The 20,427-nt window shown below is 73.2% G+C and carries 21 protein-coding genes; 13 read left to right on the forward strand and 8 right to left on the reverse strand.

Annotated elements, in window-relative coordinates; all coding sequences use genetic code 11:
• The first annotated feature begins 127 nt into the window (after window positions 1–127).
• The 7 genes from AC5L38_RS04880 to AC5L38_RS04910 all read left to right on the forward strand — a co-directional run bounded on the left by AC5L38_RS04880 (window position 128) and on the right by AC5L38_RS04910 (window position 7,254).
• Window positions 128–1,414, forward strand: a complete 1,287-nt coding sequence (locus AC5L38_RS04880) for an amidohydrolase family protein (RefSeq protein ID WP_495241550.1) — start codon at window positions 128–130, stop codon at window positions 1,412–1,414.
• Window positions 1,411–1,827 carry a DUF4440 domain-containing protein gene (locus AC5L38_RS04885; protein ID WP_495241551.1) on the forward strand — a complete coding sequence of 139 codons (417 nt, stop codon included), beginning with the start codon at window positions 1,411–1,413 and terminating at the stop codon, window positions 1,825–1,827. Before AC5L38_RS04880 ends, AC5L38_RS04885 begins: the two co-directional genes overlap by 4 nt.
• Window positions 1,824–2,813 (forward strand): zinc-binding dehydrogenase, encoded by a 990-nt coding sequence (locus tag AC5L38_RS04890; protein WP_495241552.1) that lies wholly within the window; start codon window positions 1,824–1,826, stop codon window positions 2,811–2,813. Before AC5L38_RS04885 ends, AC5L38_RS04890 begins: the two co-directional genes overlap by 4 nt.
• A 46-nt stretch (window positions 2,814–2,859) precedes the next feature.
• The gene (locus AC5L38_RS04895; protein ID WP_495241553.1) at window positions 2,860–3,204 is read left to right on the forward strand and encodes a TIGR04076 family protein; all 345 of its coding nucleotides are present in this window, start codon (window positions 2,860–2,862) and stop codon (window positions 3,202–3,204) included.
• A gap of 123 nt (window positions 3,205–3,327) precedes the next feature.
• Window positions 3,328–4,356 (forward strand): LLM class flavin-dependent oxidoreductase, encoded by a 1,029-nt coding sequence (locus AC5L38_RS04900; RefSeq protein ID WP_495241554.1) that lies wholly within the window; start codon window positions 3,328–3,330, stop codon window positions 4,354–4,356.
• Between the two features lie 184 nt (window positions 4,357–4,540).
• A complete protein-coding gene (gene kynU, locus AC5L38_RS04905; protein WP_495241555.1) occupies window positions 4,541–5,914 on the forward strand; it encodes a kynureninase in 1,374 nt (457 codons plus the stop codon).
• The gene (locus AC5L38_RS04910; protein WP_495241556.1) at window positions 5,911–7,254 is read left to right on the forward strand and encodes an FAD-dependent oxidoreductase; all 1,344 of its coding nucleotides are present in this window, start codon (window positions 5,911–5,913) and stop codon (window positions 7,252–7,254) included. The genes kynU and AC5L38_RS04910 overlap by 4 nt, the downstream gene beginning before the upstream one ends.
• Window positions 7,255–7,303: 49 nt before the next feature.
• Here the strand turns inward: AC5L38_RS04910 and AC5L38_RS04915 are convergent, their stop codons facing one another.
• Window positions 7,304–7,933, reverse strand: a complete 630-nt coding sequence (locus tag AC5L38_RS04915; RefSeq protein ID WP_344749018.1) for a helix-turn-helix domain-containing protein — start codon at window positions 7,931–7,933, stop codon at window positions 7,304–7,306.
• Between the two features lie 96 nt (window positions 7,934–8,029).
• Between AC5L38_RS04915 and AC5L38_RS04920 the strand changes: the two genes are divergently transcribed.
• Entirely contained in the window at window positions 8,030–9,292 is a 1,263-nt protein-coding gene (locus AC5L38_RS04920) for a damage-control phosphatase ARMT1 family protein (RefSeq protein ID WP_495241557.1), read from the forward strand.
• 148 nt (window positions 9,293–9,440) lie between these two features.
• On the opposite strand, the gene AC5L38_RS04925 is transcribed toward AC5L38_RS04920, so the two are convergent.
• From AC5L38_RS04925 to AC5L38_RS04935, 3 genes are all read right to left on the reverse strand, one after another.
• On the reverse strand, window positions 9,441–10,109 hold the full coding sequence (locus tag AC5L38_RS04925) for an AIM24 family protein (RefSeq protein WP_495241558.1): 669 nt from the start codon (window positions 10,107–10,109) through the stop codon (window positions 9,441–9,443).
• Window positions 10,110–10,321: 212 nt separating this feature from the next.
• Window positions 10,322–10,981 (reverse strand): DUF47 domain-containing protein, encoded by a 660-nt coding sequence (locus tag AC5L38_RS04930; protein ID WP_495241559.1) that lies wholly within the window; start codon window positions 10,979–10,981, stop codon window positions 10,322–10,324.
• Window positions 10,978–11,958, reverse strand: coding sequence for an inorganic phosphate transporter (locus AC5L38_RS04935; RefSeq protein ID WP_495241560.1), 981 nt, complete (start codon window positions 11,956–11,958; stop codon window positions 10,978–10,980). Before AC5L38_RS04935 ends, AC5L38_RS04930 begins: the two co-directional genes overlap by 4 nt.
• Before the next feature lie 441 nt (window positions 11,959–12,399).
• Between AC5L38_RS04935 and AC5L38_RS04940 the strand changes: the two genes are divergently transcribed.
• The 5 genes from AC5L38_RS04940 (at window position 12,400) to AC5L38_RS04960 (ending at window position 17,315) form a co-directional block, all read left to right on the forward strand.
• Complete coding sequence (locus AC5L38_RS04940; RefSeq protein ID WP_495241561.1) at window positions 12,400–13,092, forward strand: RibD family protein; 693 nt, start codon at window positions 12,400–12,402, stop codon at window positions 13,090–13,092.
• Between the two features lie 10 nt (window positions 13,093–13,102).
• The gene (locus AC5L38_RS04945; protein WP_495241562.1) at window positions 13,103–13,546 is read left to right on the forward strand and encodes a cytidine/deoxycytidylate deaminase family protein; all 444 of its coding nucleotides are present in this window, start codon (window positions 13,103–13,105) and stop codon (window positions 13,544–13,546) included.
• A gap of 529 nt (window positions 13,547–14,075) precedes the next feature.
• A complete protein-coding gene (locus AC5L38_RS04950) occupies window positions 14,076–15,314 on the forward strand; it encodes a glycosyltransferase family 9 protein (protein ID WP_495241563.1) in 1,239 nt (412 codons plus the stop codon).
• 34 nt (window positions 15,315–15,348) lie between these two features.
• Complete coding sequence (locus tag AC5L38_RS04955) at window positions 15,349–16,353, forward strand: glycosyltransferase family 9 protein (protein ID WP_495241564.1); 1,005 nt, start codon at window positions 15,349–15,351, stop codon at window positions 16,351–16,353.
• Window positions 16,350–17,315, forward strand: coding sequence for a UDP-glucuronic acid decarboxylase family protein (locus tag AC5L38_RS04960; protein ID WP_495241565.1), 966 nt, complete (start codon window positions 16,350–16,352; stop codon window positions 17,313–17,315). Before AC5L38_RS04955 ends, AC5L38_RS04960 begins: the two co-directional genes overlap by 4 nt.
• 33 nt (window positions 17,316–17,348) lie before the next feature.
• On the opposite strand, the gene AC5L38_RS04965 is transcribed toward AC5L38_RS04960, so the two are convergent.
• The 4 genes from AC5L38_RS04965 to AC5L38_RS04980 all read right to left on the reverse strand — a co-directional run bounded on the left by AC5L38_RS04965 (window position 17,349) and on the right by AC5L38_RS04980 (window position 20,425).
• Window positions 17,349–18,092, reverse strand: a complete 744-nt coding sequence (locus AC5L38_RS04965) for a hypothetical protein (RefSeq protein ID WP_495241566.1) — start codon at window positions 18,090–18,092, stop codon at window positions 17,349–17,351.
• Window positions 18,093–18,255: 163 nt separating this feature from the next.
• Window positions 18,256–18,783 (reverse strand): GNAT family N-acetyltransferase, encoded by a 528-nt coding sequence (locus AC5L38_RS04970; protein ID WP_495241567.1) that lies wholly within the window; start codon window positions 18,781–18,783, stop codon window positions 18,256–18,258.
• Window positions 18,784–18,891: 108 nt separating this feature from the next.
• Window positions 18,892–20,079, reverse strand: coding sequence for an ROK family protein (locus tag AC5L38_RS04975; protein ID WP_495241568.1), 1,188 nt, complete (start codon window positions 20,077–20,079; stop codon window positions 18,892–18,894).
• 157 nt (window positions 20,080–20,236) lie between these two features.
• The gene (locus AC5L38_RS04980; protein ID WP_495241569.1) at window positions 20,237–20,425 is read right to left on the reverse strand and encodes a hypothetical protein; all 189 of its coding nucleotides are present in this window, start codon (window positions 20,423–20,425) and stop codon (window positions 20,237–20,239) included.
• Window positions 20,426–20,427 lie beyond the last annotated feature (2 nt).

Below are 20,427 nucleotides of genomic sequence, written 5' to 3' on the forward strand. Positions count from 1 at the left end.
TGACGGCCGGTGGCGGCGGGCACGGCGATCCGCGCGAGCGCGACCCCGACCTGGTCCGCCGCGACGTCGCCGAGGGCCACGTCTCCCCCGAAGCGGCCCACCGGATCTACGGGATCGGGGCCCTCCGATGAACGACACGGCCGGCGACACGACCGGCGGCACGGTCCTCGTCAACTGCACCGTCACCGACGCCCGCGCCACCGGTGCCCCCGGGAACCGTACGACGGAAGCGGGCGAGGGGCGGATCGCCGACGCGGCGGTGTGGATCCGGGGCGACCGGATCGCGGCCGTGGGCCCCCGCGAGCGGATCCTGGAGCGGACGGGCGACGCCCACCCGGTTGACCTCGACGGCGCGTACGTCACCCCCGGCCTGGTCAACATGCACACCCACCTGTCCCTGTCGCTCCCGGGCAAGGGAGGCGACAGCGTCAAGAACATGACGGCGCACGAGCTCGCCCTCTACATGGCCGACGGGGCCCGGCGCACCCTGAACTGCGGGGTCACCACGGTGCGGTGCGTGGCCGAGAAGGACCACGCCGACTTCGCGCTGCGCCGGGCGATCGAGTCGGGCCGGGCGGCCGGCCCGCGCATCTTCACCGCAGGCCAGGCCCTGGTCTGCACCGGCGGCCACGGACACGAGGGGAGCGACACCCTGGAGTGCGACGGCGCCGACGGGTTCCGGCGCGGGGTGCGCAGCCAGGTCAAGGCGGGCGCCGACCTCATCAAGATCATGATCTCGGGCGGGATCGCCGGGGAGCACGAGAGGATCGACACCCCGCAGCTGTTCTCCGACGAGATGGCGGCGGCGCTGCAGACCGCGCACGCCTGGGGCCGCAAGGTCACCGCGCACGCGGGCCCGGCGGCGGTAATCGCCGAGGCCGTCGAGCTCGGCCTCGACTGCGTGGAGCACGGCTACCAGCTCACCCCCGAGGTCGCGAAGAGGATGGCCGAACGCGGCACCTCCCTGGTGCCGACGCTGCTCGTCACCCGCTGCAAGGAGTTCTTCGACGAGCTCGGCGTGCCGGAGTGGATGCAGTGCCGCTCGCTCGGCGCCGGACCCCGGCACCTGGAGAGCTACGCCATGGCCCTCGACGCGGGGGTGGACGTCCTGCTGGGCAGCGACATGCCGCCGTTCTGGGTCTTCGAGGGGACCAACGCCTCGGTACGCGAGCTGGAGTGCATGTCCGAGGGCGGCCTCGGCCCGGCGGGGGCGCTCTACGCGGGCACGCTCGGCCCGGTGCGCTGGCTCGGCGCCGACGCCGACCTCGGCACCGTCGAGGTCGGCAAGTACGCGGACCTCATCGCGATGGACGCCGACCCGCTCGCGGACACCTCGGCCTTCCGCGGGGTCCGCTGGGTGATGAAGGGCGGCCGGGTCGTCCGCGACGACCGGTCGGGATGGGAGAAGTCATGAACACCGCCTCCGGCATGAACACCGCCTCCGGCACGGACGCCGACCTGATCTCGGCGGGCATCGACGACATGTACGACGCGTTCCTCGCGGCCGACCGCCGCCGGTTCGACGGGCACCTGCACGACGAGGTGACCACCTGGGAGACGCACCTGCCGGGACCGCTGCGAACCCGGTCGGAGCTCGACGCCTACCGCGACGACAGGGACGGCTCGGGTGCCCGTCCCCGCCTCGACAGGCTGGCGGCCGAGGACAAGCGGATCGACGTGTGGGACGACACCGGCGTCGCCCGCTACGTGCTCGTCGCCGAACCGCCGGGCGGGCCCGCGCAGCGCAGCCGGGTGACCGACGTGCTGCGCCGCGTCGGCGGCGACTGGCTCATCGTGCACCACCACTCCGAACTGCTCACGCCGTGAACCGGCGGCTGGTCGCCCACGCGCACGGCGAGCCCGAGGAGGTCCTCTCCCTGGCCGAGGTGCCCGAGGACCGCGCCCCCGGCGACGGGGAGGTCAGGATCGCGGTGCGGGCCGTCGGGCTGAACTACCTCGACGTCATGCTGTGCAGGGGCACCTACCCCGTGCGTCCCGACCCGCCGATGACGCCGGGCGTCGAGGCCGCGGGGACGGTCGTCGCCGCCGGGCCGGGCGCCGGGCACCTGGAGGGCATGACGGTCCTCGCCTGCCCGACCCTGCCGCACGGCGCCCTCGGCGACGTCGTCACCGTTGACGCGGCCCTTGTCGTGCCGTACCCGGACGGGCTCGATCCCGTCACGGTCGCGGCCCTGCCCGTCACGTACCAGACCGCGTGGTTCGCGCTGCGCCGGGCCGGGCTGGCGGCGGGGGAGACGGTGCTCGTGCACGCGGGCGCGGGCGGCGTCGGCATCGCCGCCACCCAGCTCGCGCGGGCCTTCGGGGCGCGCGTGATCTGCACGGCGGGCGGGCCGGCCAAGACCGCGCTGTGCCGGGAGAACGGGGCGGACGAGGCGATCGACTATCTGGACGCCGACTTCGCCGCCTCGGTCACGGACCTGACGGACGGCCACGGCGTGGATGTGGTGGTCGACCCCGTCGGCGGCGACGTCCTCGCGCGCTCGCTGGACTGCCTGGCCTTCGAGGGACGCCTGGTGGCCGTCGGGGCGGCCGGAGGGACCCCGCCGCCGGTCGACCCGATGGCGCTGGTCGCCGCGAACGCCTCCCTGGTCGGGGTGTCGTGGGGATCGGCGTACCCGTGGCGCAGGCCCGGCGCGGTGCGGGACGCCTACGAGGAGCTGTTCGCGCTGCTCGCCTCGGGCGCCGTCCGGCCGCTCGTGTCGCGCGTGGTGGACCTGGCGGGCACCCCCGCCGCCCTCGCCGACCTGGCCGCGCGCCGCACGACAGGAAAGATCATGGTCCGGACGGGCTGAGTCAGGACGGGCTGGGTTCAGGACGGGCTGAGGGAGAGGAGCCGGCATGGAGGACATCGTCGGGAACGACGGCGGCGACGGCGACATGGAGCTGTACGACCTGCGGGTGGTGGTCGACCGCATCGAGGGCAGATCCGTCTGCGGGATGGAGGTGGGCGACTGCTTCACGCTGGAGAACAGCGCCCACCTGCGGCTCCCCGACGGCGAGCACTTCTGCGTCTACGCGCTCGCCTCGGTCCTGCCGTTCCTCGCCGCCAAGCAGCGCGACCTCGCCAAGGGCGACTGGCTGGCCCGGGACACCCTGTTCGCCTGCCCCGACCCGGAGGAACGGCTGGTGATGCGGGTCGAGCGGACCCGCCGCCGCCGGATGAACTCCGCCGACCTGACCTGAGAGGGTTCACGATGACGGCCGATCCGAGCGGGGCCGCGACGGCCGCCGCCGACCTGGGAAGTTCGCGATGACGGCCTGCCGGAGCGGGGCCGCGACGGCCGCCGCCGACCTGAGGGGGGCGCGATGACGGCCGCCGAGATCGGGCTCGGACTGCAGAGCGACAAGCGGGCCGGTGACTACGCGCGGCTCGCGCGCCGCGCCGAGGAGCACGGCTTCGACGTGCTGAGCGTGTTCGGCGACCTGATGTACCAGCCGCCGATCTTCCCCCTGCTGGAGATGGCCGCGGCCACCGGGCGGGTGAGGCTGGGCGCGGCCTGCCTCAACCCGTACTCGACGGCGCCGTACGAGATCGCCGGGCAGCTCGCCGCCCTCGACCTGGCCTCGCACGGCCGCGCCTACCTGGGCCTGGCGCGCGGCACCTGGCTCGGCGCGGTGGGCATCGCCCAGCCCAGGCCGCTGACCGCGCTGGCGGAGACCGTCGAGGTGGTCCACCGGCTGCTGGCCGGTGACGCCGCGGGCTACGAGGGGGAGATGTTCCGCCTCGCGCCCGGCACCCGGCTGCGCTACCCCGTGCACCGGGCCCGGCCGCCGCTGCTGCTCGGCGCGTGGGGTCCGCGGGGGGCGGCGCTGGCCGGGCGGGTCGCCGACGAGATCAAGGTGGGCGGGAGCGCGAACCCGGCGATGGTCGGGGTGATCCGCGAGCGGGTCGCGGCCGGGGCGACGGCCGCCGGGCGCGACCCCCGCGAGGTCGGCGTCGTCCTGGGCGCGGTGACCGTCGTCGACACCGACGGCGCCGCCGCCCGTGCCAGGGCGCGCGCCGAGGTCGCCATGTACCTCGCGGTGGTCGCCGACCTCGACCCGACCGTGGAGATCCCCGCCGACCTGCTCGGCCGGGTCAAGGAGCTGGTGGGGGAGGGGAGGGACGAGGAGGCGGGGCGGCTGATCCCCGGAGACCTGCTCGACCTGTTCGCCTTCTCCGGCACCCCGGAGCAGGTCGCCGCGCAGGCGCAGGCCCTCATCGACGCGGGGGCGCACCGGGTGGAGTTCGGTACGCCGCACGGTCTCACCGACGACGGCGGCGTGGAGCTGCTGGGCACCGAGGTGTTGCCGCTGCTGGACCGTTCTCCGAAGGGGGTGGCGCCGGCGCGGTGACCGGAGGTGACGCTCCGTCATCTCGAAACCGGATGCCCGCAGAACCTTCCATCCGCAAAGCGCGCGGCCGGAATCGTCTAACGCTCCTAATTTCACCCCAGTTCAGTATGGGTGAACATAAGAATGGAGAAGGAGATGACGTGACGATCGAGCGTGCCGGGGACCCGGCGATCAGGGTGTCGGCGTGACGGCCGCGAGGGCCGGAGGCCTCGGCGACCTTCGCGACCAAACCGGATATGACGGCGCCGGAGGTCCCGGCGAGCGGGAGGCGCTGGCCGCCGACGCCGAGTGCGCCGAGCTCGCGCAGAGAACGGGGAGGCCGGTGTGCCGCCGCGCGGAGTTCCTCGTCCCGCCCGCCCCCGCCACCTCCCGCCACCCCGAGGTGGCCTACTTCGCGGGCAACTCGCTCGGCCTCCAGCCCCGCGCCGCCCGCGCCGCGATCTCCGCCGAGCTGGACGACTGGGCCCTGCACGCCGTCGAGGGACACCACCGGGCGGCACATCCCTGGCTGCCCTACCACGAGGAGCTGCGCGAGGACGCCGCCGCGCTCGTCGGCGCGTTCCCCGACGAGACCGTGGTGATGAACTCCCTCACCGTCAACCTGCACCTGATGATGGCGACCTTCTACCGCCCGGCGGGCGAGCGCACCCGCATCGTCATCGAGGACCACGCCTTCTCCTCCGACAGCTACGCGGTGCGCAGCCAGGCCGTACACCACGGCCTCGACCCCGACGAGACGGTCGTCCGCCTGCGCCCCCGCGAGGGCGAGGACTGCCTGCGAACCGAGGACATCGTGGACTACCTGGCCCGCGAGGGGCACCGGGTGGCGCTCGTGCTCCTCGGCGGGGTCAACTACCTGACCGGGGAGTTCCTCGACATCCCCGCCGTCACCGCCGCCGGGCACGCGGCCGGGTGCCGCGTCGGCTGGGACCTCGCGCACGCGGCCGGGAACGTGCCGCTCGCGCTGCACGACTGGGACGTGGACTTCGCGGCCTGGTGCTCGTACAAGTACCTCAACGCCGGTCCCGGCGCGGTCGCCGGGTGCTTCGTGCACCGGCGCCACGTGACCGACCCGCAGCTGCCCCGGCTGGCCGGGTGGTGGAGCACCGAGCAGGCGACCCGCTTCGAGATGCGGCCGGAGCTCGTCCCCGTCCCCACCGCCGACGCCTGGCAGATCTCCAACCCGCCGATCCTCGCCATGGCCCCGGTCAGGGTCTCGCTGCGGATGTTCGCCGAGACCGGGACGGCGGCGCTGCGGGAGCGGAGCCTGGCGCTCACCGGCTACCTGGAACGGCTGCTGGCCGAGGTGGCCCGCGATCGCCCGCTGGAGATCGTCACGCCCGCCGACCCGGCCAGGCGCGGGGCCCAGCTCTCCCTGCGGATGACCGGGGGCATCGACGCCTCCGAACTGTCCGCCCGGCTGCACGAGGTCCACGGCGTCCTCGCCGACGTGCGGCGCCCGGATGTCATCCGGCTGGCCCCCGTGCCCATGTACTCCACGTTCCACGACTGCTGGCGCGCGGCCGACGCGCTCGCCAGGGAGGTGAGACCGGCATGAGTTCCCCAGGCGAGGTCGGCGAGGTCGCCGTGGTCGGCGCCGGGCTGGTCGGCTGCCTGACGGCCTGCTACCTGGCCCGCCGGGGCTACGGGGTCACCCTGTACGAGCGCAGGCCCGACCCGCGCGAGGCCGCCCCCGAGCGCGGGCGCTCGATCAACCTGGCGATCTCCGAGCGGGGGATCGACGCGCTGCGCGGGATCGGGCTGGAGGAGACCGTGCTGAAGGCCGCGCTGCCGATGCCCGGCCGGATGATGCACGCCCCCGACGGCACGCTCGGCTTCCAGCCCTACAGCGCCGGGGGGCGGCGGGCGATCAACTCCATCAGCCGCTCGGAGCTCAACCGGACCCTGCTGGACGCCGCCCTCGGCATGCCCGGGGTCCGCGCCCTCTTCGAGCACCGGCTCACCGGGCTCGACGTCGACTCGGGCCGGATGGACTTCGACACGCCCGGCGGTCCCGTCACCCACACCGCCCCGGTCGTGCTGGCCGCCGACGGCGCCTACAGCGCGGTACGGGGACGGCTGCAGTTCCTGCCCGGCTTCGACTTCAGCCAGGAGTACCTCGACTACGGCTACAAGGAGCTGACGATCCCGGCGCGCGACGGCGGGTTCGCCCTCGACCCGGGCGCGCTGCACATCTGGCCGCGCGGCAAGGCCATGATGATCGCCCTGCCCAACCCGGACAGGTCCTTCACCTGCACGCTGTTCTGGCCCAAGTCGGGGCCGGGCAGCTTCGCGGAGCTGGACACCGAGGAGCGGTTCGAGAGGTTCTTCGCCGCCAACTACGCCGACGCCCACGCCCTCATGCCCGACCTCGCCGAAGACTACGCCCACAACCCGATCGGGCACCTGGTCACCATGCGGGCCCACCCCTGGCACGTGCGCGGCACCGCCGGGGCGGTGGTCGGCCTGCTCGGCGACGCGGCCCACGCGATCGTCCCCTTCTACGGCCAGGGCGCCAACTGCGGCTTCGAGGACTGCGTGGAGCTCGACCGCTGCCTGGAGGAGACCGGCGACGACTTCCCCCGGGCCCTCGCCATGTACGGGGCCCGCCGCAAGGAGCACGCCGACACCATTGCCGAGCTCGCGCTGGAGAACTTCGTCGAGATGCGCGACAAGGTCGCCTCCCGCTCGTTCCTGCTGCGCAAGCGCGTCGAGCACGGCCTGGAACGGCTGCTGCCCGGCCGCTACGTCTCCCGCTACGAGCTCGTGTCGTTCAGCACGGTGCCGTACGCCGAGATCCAGCGGCGCATCTCCCGCCAGCGCGGGGCGGTCGCCGCCGGGGCGCTCGGCGCGCTGGCCGCGGTCACGCTGGCGGCCCGTGCCCTGCGCCGCCGCTGACCGCCCCCGCGCCTTCGGGGATCGGGGAACAAGCCGGGGCGGGCAGGGGTCAGAACAGCCGGGGGGTCACCACGGACACGACCGTGGTGACCCGGTCGGTGTCGTTGAACATGCTGTGCGGGACGGTCGACCTCAGGTGGACGCTGTCGCCCGGGTGCAACCGGTGCTCGACGCCGTCGACCTCGTACAGGAGCTCGCCCTCCAGCACGAAGGCGAACTCCTCCCCGGCGTGGCCGTAGGAGTTCTCGCGCTTGCCGCCGGGCGCGATGTGCACCAGCAGCGGTTCGAGCACCAGGTTCGGGCCCCTGGCCGAGAGCATGCGGTAGGTCTGCTGGCCCGAGATGTACTCGGTGGCGGCCGTCGCCGAGCGGGTGAGCGTGAAGTGGCTCGGCAGATGGGAGACCGGGGCGTGCTCCTCCTCGGTCTCCTCCTCCGGCGGCACGTCGTTGAAGAACTCCGCCACGCTGCGGTCGAGGGCGGTCGCCACGCTGTTGAGCGCGGTCAGGCCGATGGAGGAGATACCCCGCTCGACCTGCGACAGAAAGCCGATCGAGAGCCCGGAGTGGGTGGCGAGACCGCGTAGTGTCAGACCGCGCTCCTTGCGGAACTGCCGCATCCGGGCTCCGACGGCGTCGTGGCGGTCCAGCTCCTCACCGCTGCGACGCTCCGATGTGCCCACCTACGGCTCCCTCCGTCAAGCGGCGTGGCCGCCTGTTCGCTCTAGCTAAACATATTTCATAACAAGAGTCGTCTTGCGTCAAAAAGGGAGTTGGAAATGGCAGACGGTGACGCCCGGCAGCGGTCCGCAGGGCCTTTGGGGCCGCACGATCCGCCGGAGTTCCTGAGCGACGTGCCCGGTTCCTATCCGTGGCGGGTCCTTCATGAACGTCACCCCGCGCTGATCGAGAAGGTCCGTGCCGCCACGCCGTACGACATCCGGGTGAACCGGGCGCTCGACCTGCTCCTTGAGGAGATCGAGGGGGTGATGGAGCCGCTGGAGGACCGCGCGCACGACCGTGACCTGTGGGAGAGCTGGGACCGGGGGCACATCGGCCGGCGGTGGGACGACGCGCCGTTCCTGTGGGCGGAGAGTTACTTCTACCGCAAGCTCCTGTCCGCGGTCGGCTACTTCGGGCCCGGCGCGTGGCAGGGCGTGGACCCGTTCGAGCCCTTCAAGCAGGCCGAGCTGTCCGGCGAGGCCGTCGACGGGGAGCTGCGCGAGCTCGACGCCCTGACCGCCCTGCCCTCCGCCGAACGGGCCAGGACGCTGACCCTGAGGGCGCTGTGGGGCAACCGGGCCGACCTCGTGTTCCGGGTCGCGGCCGGGCCCGAGCTCGCGGTGCGCGAATCCGGGCTGCTGGCCGACGACGGCGAGCTGTTGTGGTCGCTGATCGGCGGCGAGGAGACCGATGCCGCCGGCGTTCCCGGTGTGCCGGACGTTCTCGGGGGCGCGGCCGGCCGGGGTGCCGCGAGGATCTGCCTGGTCGCGGACAACGCCGGGAGCGAGCTGCTGCCCGACCTCGTCCTGATCGACCACCTGCTGCACGCCCGGGGAACGGGAGAGGTCGTCCTGCACGTCAAGCCGCTGCCGTACTACGTGTCCGACGCCACCCCGACCGACGTCCTGGCCTGCCTGCGGCGCATGTCGATCGCGGGCGGCGAGGCGGGGGAGGTCGCCGGACGGCTGCGGGCGGCGCTCGGGTCGGGCCGGTTGCTCGTACGGGCGCACGCCTTCTCCTGCGCGCCCCTGCCCTACCGCGAGATGCCGGTCGGCATGCGCGAGGACTTCGCGTCCGCGTCACTGACGATCATGAAGGGTGACCTGAACTACCGCCGCCTGGTCGGCGACAGGGCCTGGCCGCACACCACCCCGTTCGCCGAGGCCACCGCGTACTTCCCCGGTCCGGTCGCGGCGCTGCGCACCCTGAAGTCCGAGGTCGCGGTCGGCCTGGACGGCGACGTGGTCACGGCCCTGGAGGCCACCGGCCGCCCCTGGCTGACCACCGGCGCCCACGGCCTCGTCCAGGCCAGGGCGTGACGACCGGGGCCAGCCGCCGGGCCGGGGGATGATCGGGCCGCCGGCCCCCCGCGCGGACTCGTGACGTCCGTCCATGGCCTCGTCCAGGCCGGGCTGTGGCAACCGGGGTCAGCCGTCGGGCCGGACCTTCGCGCGAACTCGCCCCGCGTCAGCCGCCGGACTGGGGGACGATCGGGCCCTCGCTCGCCTGGACGAGGACGAAGCCGTCCCCCTCGAACGCGAGCTGCAGGGCCTCGCCGCTGCCCCGCCCGATCAGCGCGCCCGCCTTCATCGTGCGGTTGACGCCCACGCGCAACCCCGCGCTCCAGCACACCGCGGACTGGCCGTCGGCGAAGGTCGGCGCCTGGGACGTGTCGAGGAGCACGGGGGAGCCGTGCGCGGTGACCGCCACCCAGCCGGTGCCCCTGAGCGTGGTGTTGAACAGGCCGCCGGCGGCGACGCCCGCGCCCTGGACGCGCTGGATGTCCCAGGTGAGCTGCGGGTCGAAGGCGAGCAGGTTGGTGCCGTTGACGGTGAGCGCCTCGTCGTCCAGGTAGAACAGGTGCACGTCGGTGGCGTTGTCGGCGAAGAAGATCACGCCCTGCCCGCGGACCCGCATCAGCGGCGCGCCCTCCCCGCTCATCATCTTCTTCAGGAAGCGGCCCACGCTTCCCGCGCCCTCGTAGTCGAAGTCCATCGTGCCCTGGAAGGCGACCATCGCCCCCTGCCGGGCGAGGACCTCCCCGCCCAGCCGCACCCGCAGCATCTTGGCGTTCTGCAGGGCGAAATGGTCGGGGAGCCGGTCCTGGTCAAGGTTTCCGAAGAACGAGCTGCGCACGGGAGATGCCTCTCAGCGTCGGGGACGTCACACGGTGGACGGTCGCATGCTGAATGACGAACCCGGCCGCGAAGGAGTTCCCGCCCGCCGTTCCGGCGCTTCCGCCCGGACGGCTCCGGCGCGTTCTCCCCGGTGCCCGGACGCGGCAGTGCCCGGACGCGCCGGTCTCCGGATGCGCCGGTCTCCGGACGTGGTGATCCGGGGCGTCGTCCTCAGTGGCTTCGCTTGAGCATCGCGTCCGCGAGCGCGTCGGCGGCCTCGCCGAGACGGCGGCCCACCGCGTCGAGCCGCGACAGCAGCTCGCGTCTGCGCAGGGTGTCCATGTCCAGCGGCTCGGCGAACAGCTCGGCGAGCCGGGCCTGGTAGAGCTGGCGGACGCGGCTGCACGCCTTGCGCGTGGCCAGCACGGCCACGGTGACCGAGGCCGGGGCGTCGATCATCTTCAGCACGGCGCCCTCCAGCTCGTCGAGGCCGTCGATCACCGCCTGCAGCGGTTCGGCCGCGAACCGCAGATCCTCCGGCCCGAACAGGTCGATCTCGCGTACGTGGTCACGCAGCTGGTCCAGCACGTCGTCGATCGAGCGGGAGAGCCTGAACAGGTCCTCCCTGTCGATGGGGGTCGCCAGCACCCGCCGCAGGAGCCGTACCAGCTCGGCCCTGGCCTCGTCCCCCTCGTGCTCCACCTCGGCCATCCGGGCCCGCGCCGCCGACCGTTCGGTCTCGCCGGACGCGACGGAGCGGGCCAGCTCGGCCCCCGCCCGCGCGATGGCCACCTGGTCCCGTACCAGCCCGACGATCCGCCGCCCGGACCGGCCGCGCAGGTCGTCCCAGGCGCGCGCGAACCTCCGGGGCCGGCTCTTGGCGCGCTTCACATCAGCCTCAGCGCCAGACCGCCGAGGCAGCCCAGCGCCATCGACGACGGCAGCGTGACCAGCCACGCCATACCCACGTTCGCGACTCCTTGCCATCGAACTCTCCTCGCTCCCTCGCTCGTCGCCGCGCCGACCACTCCCGCGGTGATCGACTGCGTCATGCTCACCGGGCTTCCCAGGGCCGAGCTGCCGAGGACGGCGCCGGTGGCCGCCGTCTCGGCGGAGACGATGTGCAGCGGCCGGGTGATGACCACCCCGCGCCCCAGCCGTCCCCCGACGCGGATCAGGCTCGTCAGGGCACCGGCGAGGAAGACCGCCACCAGGGCGGCCATCCACACCGGCGGGACCTCGACGGGCCCCACCCCGCCGAGCCCGTCGCGGCTCACCCCGATCGCCACGCTCACCACCGCGATCATCTTCTGGCCGTCGTTCACCGCGTACGCCACGCACTGGGCCGAGTAGGCCAGCAGGTGCGTGGTGAACACCAGCCGCGGCATGCGGCGGTGGGACGGCACGCGGCGCGACACGGCCCCCAGCAGGTAGCCCAGGGCCAGCCCGGCCAGGGGTGCCCCGGCCCCGATCGCCAGGACGGTGCCCAGGTCCCGCCACGACACGTGAAGCCCGGCGCCGAGCCCCGCGCCGCTGATGCCGCCGATCACCGCGAGGGTCAGGCTGGTCGGCAGGCCCCTGCGGGTCAGCGCCGCGACCACCGCCACCGCGATCACCACCCCCACCAGGAACGCCGCCGCGCCGCCGCTGGTCCCGAGCCCGGCCAGCCGCTCGGTGAACGTGCGCGCGACCGCGACCCCCAGGAGGTACGGGACCGCGAAGAGCACGGACACCAGGAGCACGGTGACCGCCCACCCGGGGGAGCGGGGGAACCTGAGCCCGAGGCCGATGATGGTGGCGCCGTCGTTGGCGCCGCTGGCCAGCACGAAGAGGATCGCCACGGTGGCGAACGCCAGGGTCCATCCCATCAGTCGGGGGACCTGCGGCCGTGCCCCGCGCCCTCGCGGCACCCGTGCGCCGGGTCGCTCGCCGTCACGCCTCTCCCTCGCCCCGGACGACGCGAACGCCGCGGACGCCATGGCCGATGTGGGCGTACGGGACACCGGTGTCGCGGAGACGACGGCCGGTCGGTGCCGGGAGAGAGCGCGGGAGGCCGGGGAGGCGCCCGTGACCACGACTCGGCGAGCTCACACGCATTTATGACCCTTCAGTTGGAAAGCTTCAGTTTTAGGTTAACAGAGGGTAAACAGTCGGGGAATTGCCGCTGACATGGAGATGACGTAAAGATGGCACCCCGTACTCGCCGCCCCCCGGCATCCCGGGCGTGAGGCGGCGGGGCGGGACGTCGCCGCGAGCGGTCCGGAGGCGGGTTGTTACGATCGGCCGGTGCCCGACCGGGGAGGTGAGGGGTGGGCGAGCGCCCGTACGTGCTGCTGAGCTGCGCGATGTCCGTCGACGGATACATCGACGACAACACGCCTCACCGGCTCCTGCTCTCCAACGACGAGGACTTCGACCGGGTCGACGCGGTCCGCGCCACCTGTGACGCGATCCTGGTCGGGGCGGGCACCGTCCGCCGTGACGACCCCCGGCTCCTGGTCAGGTCACCGGAGCGCGGACGGGAGCGGGCCGCGCGCGGCCTGCCGCCGTCCCCGGCGAAGGTGACGCTGACCGCCACCGGGGACCTCGACCCGGGCGCCGCCTTCTTCACCGCCGGCGACGCGGAGCGGATCGTCTACGCCGCGCCGGCGGCCGTGGCGAAGCTCGCCGGCCGTCTCGGCGGGGCCGCCGAGGTGGTCGACGCGGGCGGCCCGGGCGACGGCGGCGATACGGTCGATCTGGGCCGGGTCCTCTCCGACCTGCGCGGGCGGGGGGTACGCCGCCTGATGGTCGAGGGCGGCACCTCCGTCCACACCCGCTTCCTGCGGGAGGATCGCGTGGACGAGCTCCACCTCGTCGTCGCACCGTTCTTCGTCGGCGACCCCGCCGCCCCGCGCTTCGTCCTGGGTGGAGACTTCCCCCGCGACCGCCGTCGCAGGATGGAACTGGCGGAGGCCCGCACGATGGGCGACGTCACCCTCCTGCGCTACCTGCTGAGCTGAGGAGGTCCGGATGGACGACCGCGACTGGCTGGGGCTGGCGTGCGACCTGGCGAGGTCGTGCCCGCCCTCGGAGACGGCCTTCTCGGTCGGCGCCGTGGTCGTCTCCGCCGACGGCGAGGAGATCTCCCGGGGATACTCGCGGGAGGGCGACCCCCACGTCCACGCGGAGGAGTCGGCGCTGGCCAAGATCTCCCCGGACGACCCCCGGCTGGCCGGGGCCACGGTCTACAGCAGCCTGGAGCCGTGCAGCGCGCGCAGGTCGCGTCCCAGGACCTGCGCCCGCCTGATCCTGGACAGCGGCGTCCGGCGCGTGGTGATGGCGTGGCGCGAGCCGCTGGTCTTCGTCGACTGCCACGGGGCCGAGGAGCTCGCGGCGGCCGGGGTGACCGTGCTGGAGATCCCCGAGCTGGCCGGCCGCGCCCGCGAGCCCAACGCCCACCTCGTCTCCGGCTGACCAGCAGGCCGTTTCCCGCCGGCCGGTTCCCGTTTCCCTCCGGCCGGTTCGGCTGATCGGCTCCCTCCGGATGGCTCCCTCCGGCCGCTTTCCCGCGCATGACGGCCCGCGCGGACCCCGGGCCGTCCCGGGCGGCCGGGGTATCGTGGGCGGTCGAGGCGTCCCGGCCGGTCCGGTCGTCCTGAACACGCGGCCCGCGGGGGCCGTCCGGCCCGGTTCGGAACCGCCGGGCCCCGCGGGGGAGATTCACCGTCGCGATGCCCTGCTCCGGTACCCCGCGTGGGAACCGGATAATCTCCGGGATGATTACTTATAGTTATAAAAGTAATCGCATAATCCTCTCAACTGCGCTTATATACGATTTTTCGGTTTGTGTGGCCGCTCCGCTCGGTAGTCATTAGATATCGAACGAGAGGCCGAGCACCATGAGATTTCCCGGGAAAAACGCGATATTTCATGACGCGCCGGCCTGCCACGTGGTCACCCGCCCCGCGGCCGGCGGGAAGGTCTCCGGCGCCGGGGAGCGGTGGTGACCGGCACCGTCCTCGTCGCCCGCGTGGACAACGCGGGCGACGTCCTGCTGGCCGGACCGGCGATCCGCGCGGTGGCCGCGGGCACGCGGGAGGTCGTGCTGCTGACCGGGCCCTACGGCCGGGCCGCCGCCGAGCTGCTGCCCGGGGTGTCGCGGGTGGTGGAGTGGCGCACGCCGTGGATCGACCCCGCCGCGCCGCCCGTGACCAGCCCGCACGTCCTCAGGCTGCTGCGGATCGTCCGGGACGTGGCCCCCGAGCAGGCGCTGATCCTCACCTCGTCGCACCAGTCGCCGCTTCCGCTGGCCCTGCTGTTCAGGCTCGCGGGCACGCCGAGGATCTCCGCGATCTCCGCCGACTACCCCGGCTCGCTGCTCGACGTGCGGCACGTCGTCGACGAGGACGTCGACGTTCCGGAGCCCGAGCGCATGCTCGGGCTGGCCCGCGCGGCGGGATTCGACCTTCCCGAGGGAGATCCGGGCGCCCTCGCCGTACGACGCCCGCTGCCCGACGTCGGCCACCTCACCGGGCCGCCGGGCTACGTGGTCCTGCACCCCGGGGTGTCGGCCCCGGCCAGGGCGTGGCCGGAGGAGAGCTGGGCCCGCGCGGTCCACGACCTGGTCCGCTCGGGCCGCAGGGTCGTCGTGACAGGCGGCCGGGACGAGCGGGGACTCACCGCGCGGATCGCCTCCGGGATCGGCCAGCACGGCCTGTCGCCCGGCCCCCTCTTCGCGGGCGGCTGGATGGGCGGCGGTCCCGTCCGCCTGCGCGGCTGGGAGGAGACGGACGAGGCCACCTTCACCGACGGCTGGGTCGACGGGCAGTCCGTCGCGACGGGCGGCCGGGGCACGGACGGCCCCTCGGTTCCGCGCGGCGGGCGGGCGGGCGCGTACCCGCGAAGGTCCGTCGTCGACCTGGGCGGCAGGACGACCTTTCCCGAGCTCGCCGCGGTGCTCGAAGGAGCGTGCGCGGTGGTCGTCGCCGACGCCGGTCCCGCCCACCTCGCGGCCGCGGTCGGCACGCCGGTCGTCAGCCTGTTCGCCCCCGTGGTCCCCGCCGGGCGCTGGGCGCCGTACGGGGTGCCGGCCGTGGTCCTCGGCGACCAGCGGGCGCCCTGCAGGGCGACGCGGGCCCACACCTGCCCGGTCGCCGGTCACCCGTGCCTGTCGTCGGTGCCGAGCACCCGGGTCGTCGAGGCGGTCGACCACCTGACGTTCGTGAAAGAGGCCGTCACATGAGGATCGCCCGGACATTCGCGAAAGAGGCAGTCACATGAGAGTCCCCCTGGTGCCGGAGCACGCGAGCCCCCTGACGAGCGTCGGTGCCGCGGGACCTCCGGACGATCGGCCGCTCATGGTGGTGCTGCGCGGGCTGGGGCTGGGGGACCTGCTCACCGCGGTCCCGGCGCTGCGCGCTCTGCGGCGCTCGCACCCCGGCCACCGGATCGTGCTGGCCGCCCCCTCCGCGCTGGCGCCCCTGGTGCCGCTGATCGGCGGGGTGGACGAGGTGTGCGACGTGTCGGGGCCCGGCCACGTGCCGCCGCTCGGCTGCCCCGTCGACGTCGCCGTCAACCTGCACGGGGGCGGCCCGCACAGCATCGCCGCGCTCCACCGCACCGGCCCGGCGCGGCTGCTGACCCACGCGCACCCCGCCTTCCCCGACGCGTACGGACCGGACTGGCCGGACGGCGCGCACGAGGTGCGGCGCTGGTGCGACCTGCTCGGCTGGTACGGCATCGAGGCCGACCCCGCCGATCTGGAACTGGAACTGCCCCGGCTCGTCGACGAGAGGTCGCGGCCGGTCGTCATCCACCCGGGGGCCGCGTACCCGGCGAGGCGCTGGCCGCCGGAGCGGTTCGCGCTCGTGGCCGCGGAGCTGCGGGACGACGGGCACGAGATCGTGATCACCGGGAGCGAGCGGGAACGGGACCTCGCCGAGCGGGTGGCACTGCTCGCCGGGCTGCCGTCCACGTCCGTCCTCGCCGGGCGCACCGGGCCGCTCGAACTGGCCGAGCTGGTGGCCGAGGCCCGGCTGCTGATCTGCGGCGACACCGGTGTGGCCCACCTGGCGGCGGCCTTCGTCACCCCCTCCGTGGTGCTGTTCGGCCCGGTCTCGCCCGCCCGATGGGGGCCTCCCGAGACGGGGCCGCACACCGTCCTGTGGACCGGAGGTCTCGGCGACCCCTACGGGTACGAACCCGATCCGGGGCTGCTGGAGATCGGTGTCTGGGACGTCCTGGACGCCGTGGCGCGGTTGACGGAGGTGGGTGTGCGGTGAACGGGCGGCGGGTGGTGGTGACCGGCGGGGCCGGGTTCGTGGGGTCGCATCTGTGCGAGCGCCTGGTGGCCGAGGGGGCGCAGGTGCTCTGCCTGGACAGTTTCCTGACCGGTTCGCCGCGTAACGTCGGGCATCTGGCGGGGCATCCGGCCTTCCGGCTGGTGGAGTGCGACGTGACCGGTTTCGTGCATGTGCCGGGGACGGTGGACCTGGTGCTGCACCTCGCCTCGCCGGCCTCGCCGGCCGACTACCTGCGTCATCCGATCGAGACGTTGAAGGCGGGCAGCCTGGGCACGCTGCACGCTCTGGGGCTGGCCAGGGAGAAGGGGGCCCGGCTGGTGCTGGCCTCCACCAGCGAGGTCTACGGGGACCCGCTGGAGCATCCGCAGCGCGAGACCTACTGGGGCAACGTCAACCCGGTCGGGCCGCGCAGCGTCTACGACGAGGCCAAGCGGTTCGCCGAGGCCCTGACCACCGCCTACCGCACCTGCCACGGCGTCGACACCGCCATCGTGCGGATCTTCAACACCTACGGGCCCAGGATGCGGCCCTACGACGGGCGGGCCATTCCCACCTTCGTACGCCAGGCGCTGCGCGGTGAGCCGATCACGGTGGCCGGGGACGGCGGGCAGACCCGTTCGGTGTGCTACGTCGACGACACCGTGGAGGGGATCGTGGCACTGGCCCGGGGCGAGCTCACCGGCCCGGTCAACATCGGCAATCCCACCGAGCTGACCGTGCTGGCCCTGGCCGAGACGGTCCGCCACCTGACCGGCTCGGAATCGCCGATCCGCTTCGTCGGCCGCCCCGACGACGACCCCGAGATCCGCCGCCCCGACATCTCCCTCGCCGCCTCCGCGCTGAACTGGCGGCCGAGGATCGACCTCATCGAGGGACTGCGCCGCACCATCACCTGGTTCGCGCGAGAACTCAGCGAGTCACAGGAACTGGTCCCCCGCTGAGAGCCCTCCTTCCCGCCGTACGCGCGGCGACGGTCAGCCGCGGCTGTGACCGCCGTGGCCGTCGGCGTCGGCGCGGACGAGGCGCAGGAAGGCCTTGAGCCCGGTGATGACCTCGTGGTTGTCGGTGAGACCGTCCACCGTGTCCTCGAAGCGCCGGGCGAGGCCGGTGATCCGGCGGTCCAGGGCCTCGTCGCCGTTCCGCAGGCCGGCGCCGAGCGTCTCGGTGACGCCCCGGAGCCGTTCGGCCGACTCGGTCAGCGCGGTCACCTCGGCGGCCAGGCCGTCCACCCGGGCGACGAGGGAGACGATGTCCTCGCGAGGGTGACGAGCCTCGCTCATCAGCGTGGTGACCCGCTCGCGAAGGTGGGACAGATACGCGCCCGCCGGGCGGAAACAGGTGCTCAGCAGGTAGAACCCGGCGAAGTAGTAGCCCACCGAGGCGCCGGAGAAGTAGGTGATGACCGCCAGGAGCGCCGCCGAGACGATGTGGCCGCCGATGGCGAAGCCGCGCATCCGCCGGGCGATCTCCGAAGCCTCGGCCTCGTGCCCCTCGGGCACCTCGATGCCGCGCTCCCTGGACACGTGGATCTCGTGGACCACCTGGCGTGCCCCGAAGTAGAGGTTCCACGGCAGGGTGAGGAGCACGATGAGCCAGATGAGGCTGATCGCGCCGAGCCCGAGCGACAGGAACGTGGAGAGCGGGACGTGGGCGTACACGAGCAGCCACGCCGCGACCACCGTGGCGACGAGCCCGACCAGGAAGATCCACCATTTCATGGTCCGAGCATTTCGAGGATCGCGAAATCCGGGGAGGGCGCGCGCACTCAGCCGCCTTGAGCGTTCCTACTCAGACGCGGGCCGGTTCCGCGAGTCCCGCGACCACCCGGATCCGCCCCGGATCCACATGTCCCGCGGCCGCGGGCGGCAGCCGGTCCCGGAGCTAGCCGGATCTCCAGACGACCTCGCCGTCCACCCTGCCGCCGGTCGGTGTCAGGCCCGCGCGGCGGGCCACCGCCGAGGAGGCGGAGTGGTCGGGATGGATGGTGGCGACGACGGTGGTCGTGCCGTGCTCCCTGAGCCAGGCGACGAGCGCGACCGCCGCCTCTCCGGCGATGCCCCGGCCCTGCCAGGGGGTTCCCACGACCCAGGCCACGGTCGCGCGGTCACGGATGACGGTCGCCTGGACGTAGCCGACCAGTCTGTCCGGGCCGCCGTCCGAAGCGCCGCCGGAACGGCCGTCCGTAGCGTCGAGGCGGATCACCCAGTTGAGCCACGACTCCTCCCGGCCGGGCGGCGGGGGGGCGACCAGGCGGGCGTAGCGGTCGCGGAGCTGCTCGGGGGTCTCGGGCGAACCGCCGATGAAGGCGTGCAGTGCCGGATCACCGAGCACCTCGGCCATCTCCGCCGCGTGGCGCACCGCCAGCGGCTCCAGAGTGAGCCGGGCGGTCCTTACGGGTTCGGCGTTCATGGTGGGACGAGTATCCCACGAGCGCCGTTCGCCGGCCGGTGGGGACGTGCGAGGACCCGTCGGAGGGATTCAGGGGGATGCGGGGAGACGCGGGGGGAGGAGGACCGGTCAGGTGGTGGGGACGGACACGGAACGGTCGACGCTGCCGGGGGCCAGCACGTGCTCGATGACCATGACGGCGGCGCCGATCACGCCCGCGCGGTCGCCCAGCTCGCTGGCGGTGATCGTCAGGTGCTGGGTGGCCAGCGGCAGCGACCGGCTGTAGATGACCTCGCGAAGACCGGCGAGCACCTGTTCCCCGGCCTCGGAGATGTCGCCGCCGACCACGATCACCGAGGGGTTGAAGAAGTTGACGATCGAGGCGAGCACGTCGCCGACCTCGCGGCCCGCCTGCCGGATGAGCTGGACGGCGTGGGTGTTGCCGCCGCGCACGAGGCGGACCACGTCGCGGCTGTCCTCGGCCCCCACCCCGTCGGCGGACAGCTTGGCGGCCATGGCCGCGCCGCTGGCGACGGCCTCCAGGCAGCCGACGTTGCCGCAGCGGCAGACGGTGTCCAGGGCCGAGGCCACCCGGATGTGCCCGATGTCGCCGGCCGCGCCCTGGGCGCCCCGGTGCAGGCGGCGGTCGCTGATGATGCCGCAGCCGATGCCGGTGCCGATCTTGACGAAGATGAGGTGGTCGGCCTCGGGGCGGGCGGCCCAGTGCTCGCCCAGCGCCATGATGTTCACGTCGTTGTCGACGAGAACGGGGGCGCCGAGGCGCGAGCCGAGCCACTCGGGGACGGGGAAACCATCCCAGCCGGGCATTATCGGCGGATTGACCGGTCGCCCCGAGCTGTGCTCGACGGGGCCGGGCAGGCCGACGCCGATGCCGCAGATCTCGTCGGGGCGGTGGCCGGTCTCGGCGAGCATCTCCTCGAAGGTGCGCTGGAGCCAGCCGAGCGTCTCCTCGGGGCCCCGGTCTATCGACACCTCGGCCGCGCGCTCGGCGAGGACCGTGGTGCCGAGGTCGGTGACCGCCACCCGGGCGTGGGTGGCGCCGAGGTCGGCGGAGAGGACGACGCGGGCGGTGCGGTTGAACGTGAAGGCGATGGCCGGGCGGCCACCCGAGGAGATGGCCTCCTCCGTCGGGATGATCCACTGCTGGCTCAGCAGCGCGTCGAGACGCTGGGCCAGGGTGGATCTGGCCAGTCCGGTGAGCTGGACCAGCTCGGCCCTCGTTCTGGCCTGACCGTCGCGCAGGATGTTCAGAAGCGCCCCCGCGCCGGCGATCGAACCGTTCGCTTCGCTAAGCATGCGCACAGTCAACACTCCTTGTTTCCGCCGAGTCAAAGCAACTTAGGTCCTCCACCTGCTTCATTATGCCAAATAGTGACATGCTTTTGCTTGACCGTCGACATAAGGGCGCTTTAGCATCCGGAAACATGGAGGAAATCGGGCGGTTACCGATGAATCAATTACTATCCGGTGTCGCCGGAACTGGCTTTTCGGATGTGTTCACCCTGCTCTCGAGGCCCCTGACGTCCTTGACGCTCTCAACGCCCTCGGCGCTTCCAACACTCTTGATGTTCCCGGCACCCTTGACGTCCCTGACAGCCCTGACGAGTTCTCCCGCCACCGGACCGCGCGCCGGGACGGTCACCC

Source organism: Streptosporangium nanhuense, from assembly GCF_059358815.1.

What these genes read in the sequence shown, in the direction of transcription:
- AC5L38_RS04965 (WP_495241566.1), bottom strand. Translation starts at nt 18,092, where the DNA reads ATGAAATGGTGGATCTTCCTGGTCGGGCTCGTCGCCACGGTGGTCGCG.
- AC5L38_RS04920 (WP_495241557.1), top strand. Translation starts at nt 8,030, where the DNA reads ATGGCAGACGGTGACGCCCGGCAGCGGTCCGCAGGGCCTTTGGGGCCG.
- AC5L38_RS04935 (WP_495241560.1), bottom strand. Translation starts at nt 11,958, where the DNA reads ATGGGATGGACCCTGGCGTTCGCCACCGTGGCGATCCTCTTCGTGCTG.
- AC5L38_RS04975 (WP_495241568.1), bottom strand. Translation starts at nt 20,079, where the DNA reads ATGCTTAGCGAAGCGAACGGTTCGATCGCCGGCGCGGGGGCGCTTCTG.
- AC5L38_RS04880 (WP_495241550.1), top strand. Translation starts at nt 128, where the DNA reads ATGAACGACACGGCCGGCGACACGACCGGCGGCACGGTCCTCGTCAAC.
- AC5L38_RS04970 (WP_495241567.1), bottom strand. Translation starts at nt 18,783, where the DNA reads ATGAACGCCGAACCCGTAAGGACCGCCCGGCTCACTCTGGAGCCGCTG.
- AC5L38_RS04910 (WP_495241556.1), top strand. Translation starts at nt 5,911, where the DNA reads ATGAGTTCCCCAGGCGAGGTCGGCGAGGTCGCCGTGGTCGGCGCCGGG.
- AC5L38_RS04945 (WP_495241562.1), top strand. Translation starts at nt 13,103, where the DNA reads ATGGACGACCGCGACTGGCTGGGGCTGGCGTGCGACCTGGCGAGGTCG.
- AC5L38_RS04895 (WP_495241553.1), top strand. Translation starts at nt 2,860, where the DNA reads ATGGAGGACATCGTCGGGAACGACGGCGGCGACGGCGACATGGAGCTG.
- AC5L38_RS04900 (WP_495241554.1), top strand. Translation starts at nt 3,328, where the DNA reads ATGACGGCCGCCGAGATCGGGCTCGGACTGCAGAGCGACAAGCGGGCC.
- AC5L38_RS04955 (WP_495241564.1), top strand. Translation starts at nt 15,349, where the DNA reads ATGAGAGTCCCCCTGGTGCCGGAGCACGCGAGCCCCCTGACGAGCGTC.
- AC5L38_RS04885 (WP_495241551.1), top strand. Translation starts at nt 1,411, where the DNA reads ATGAACACCGCCTCCGGCATGAACACCGCCTCCGGCACGGACGCCGAC.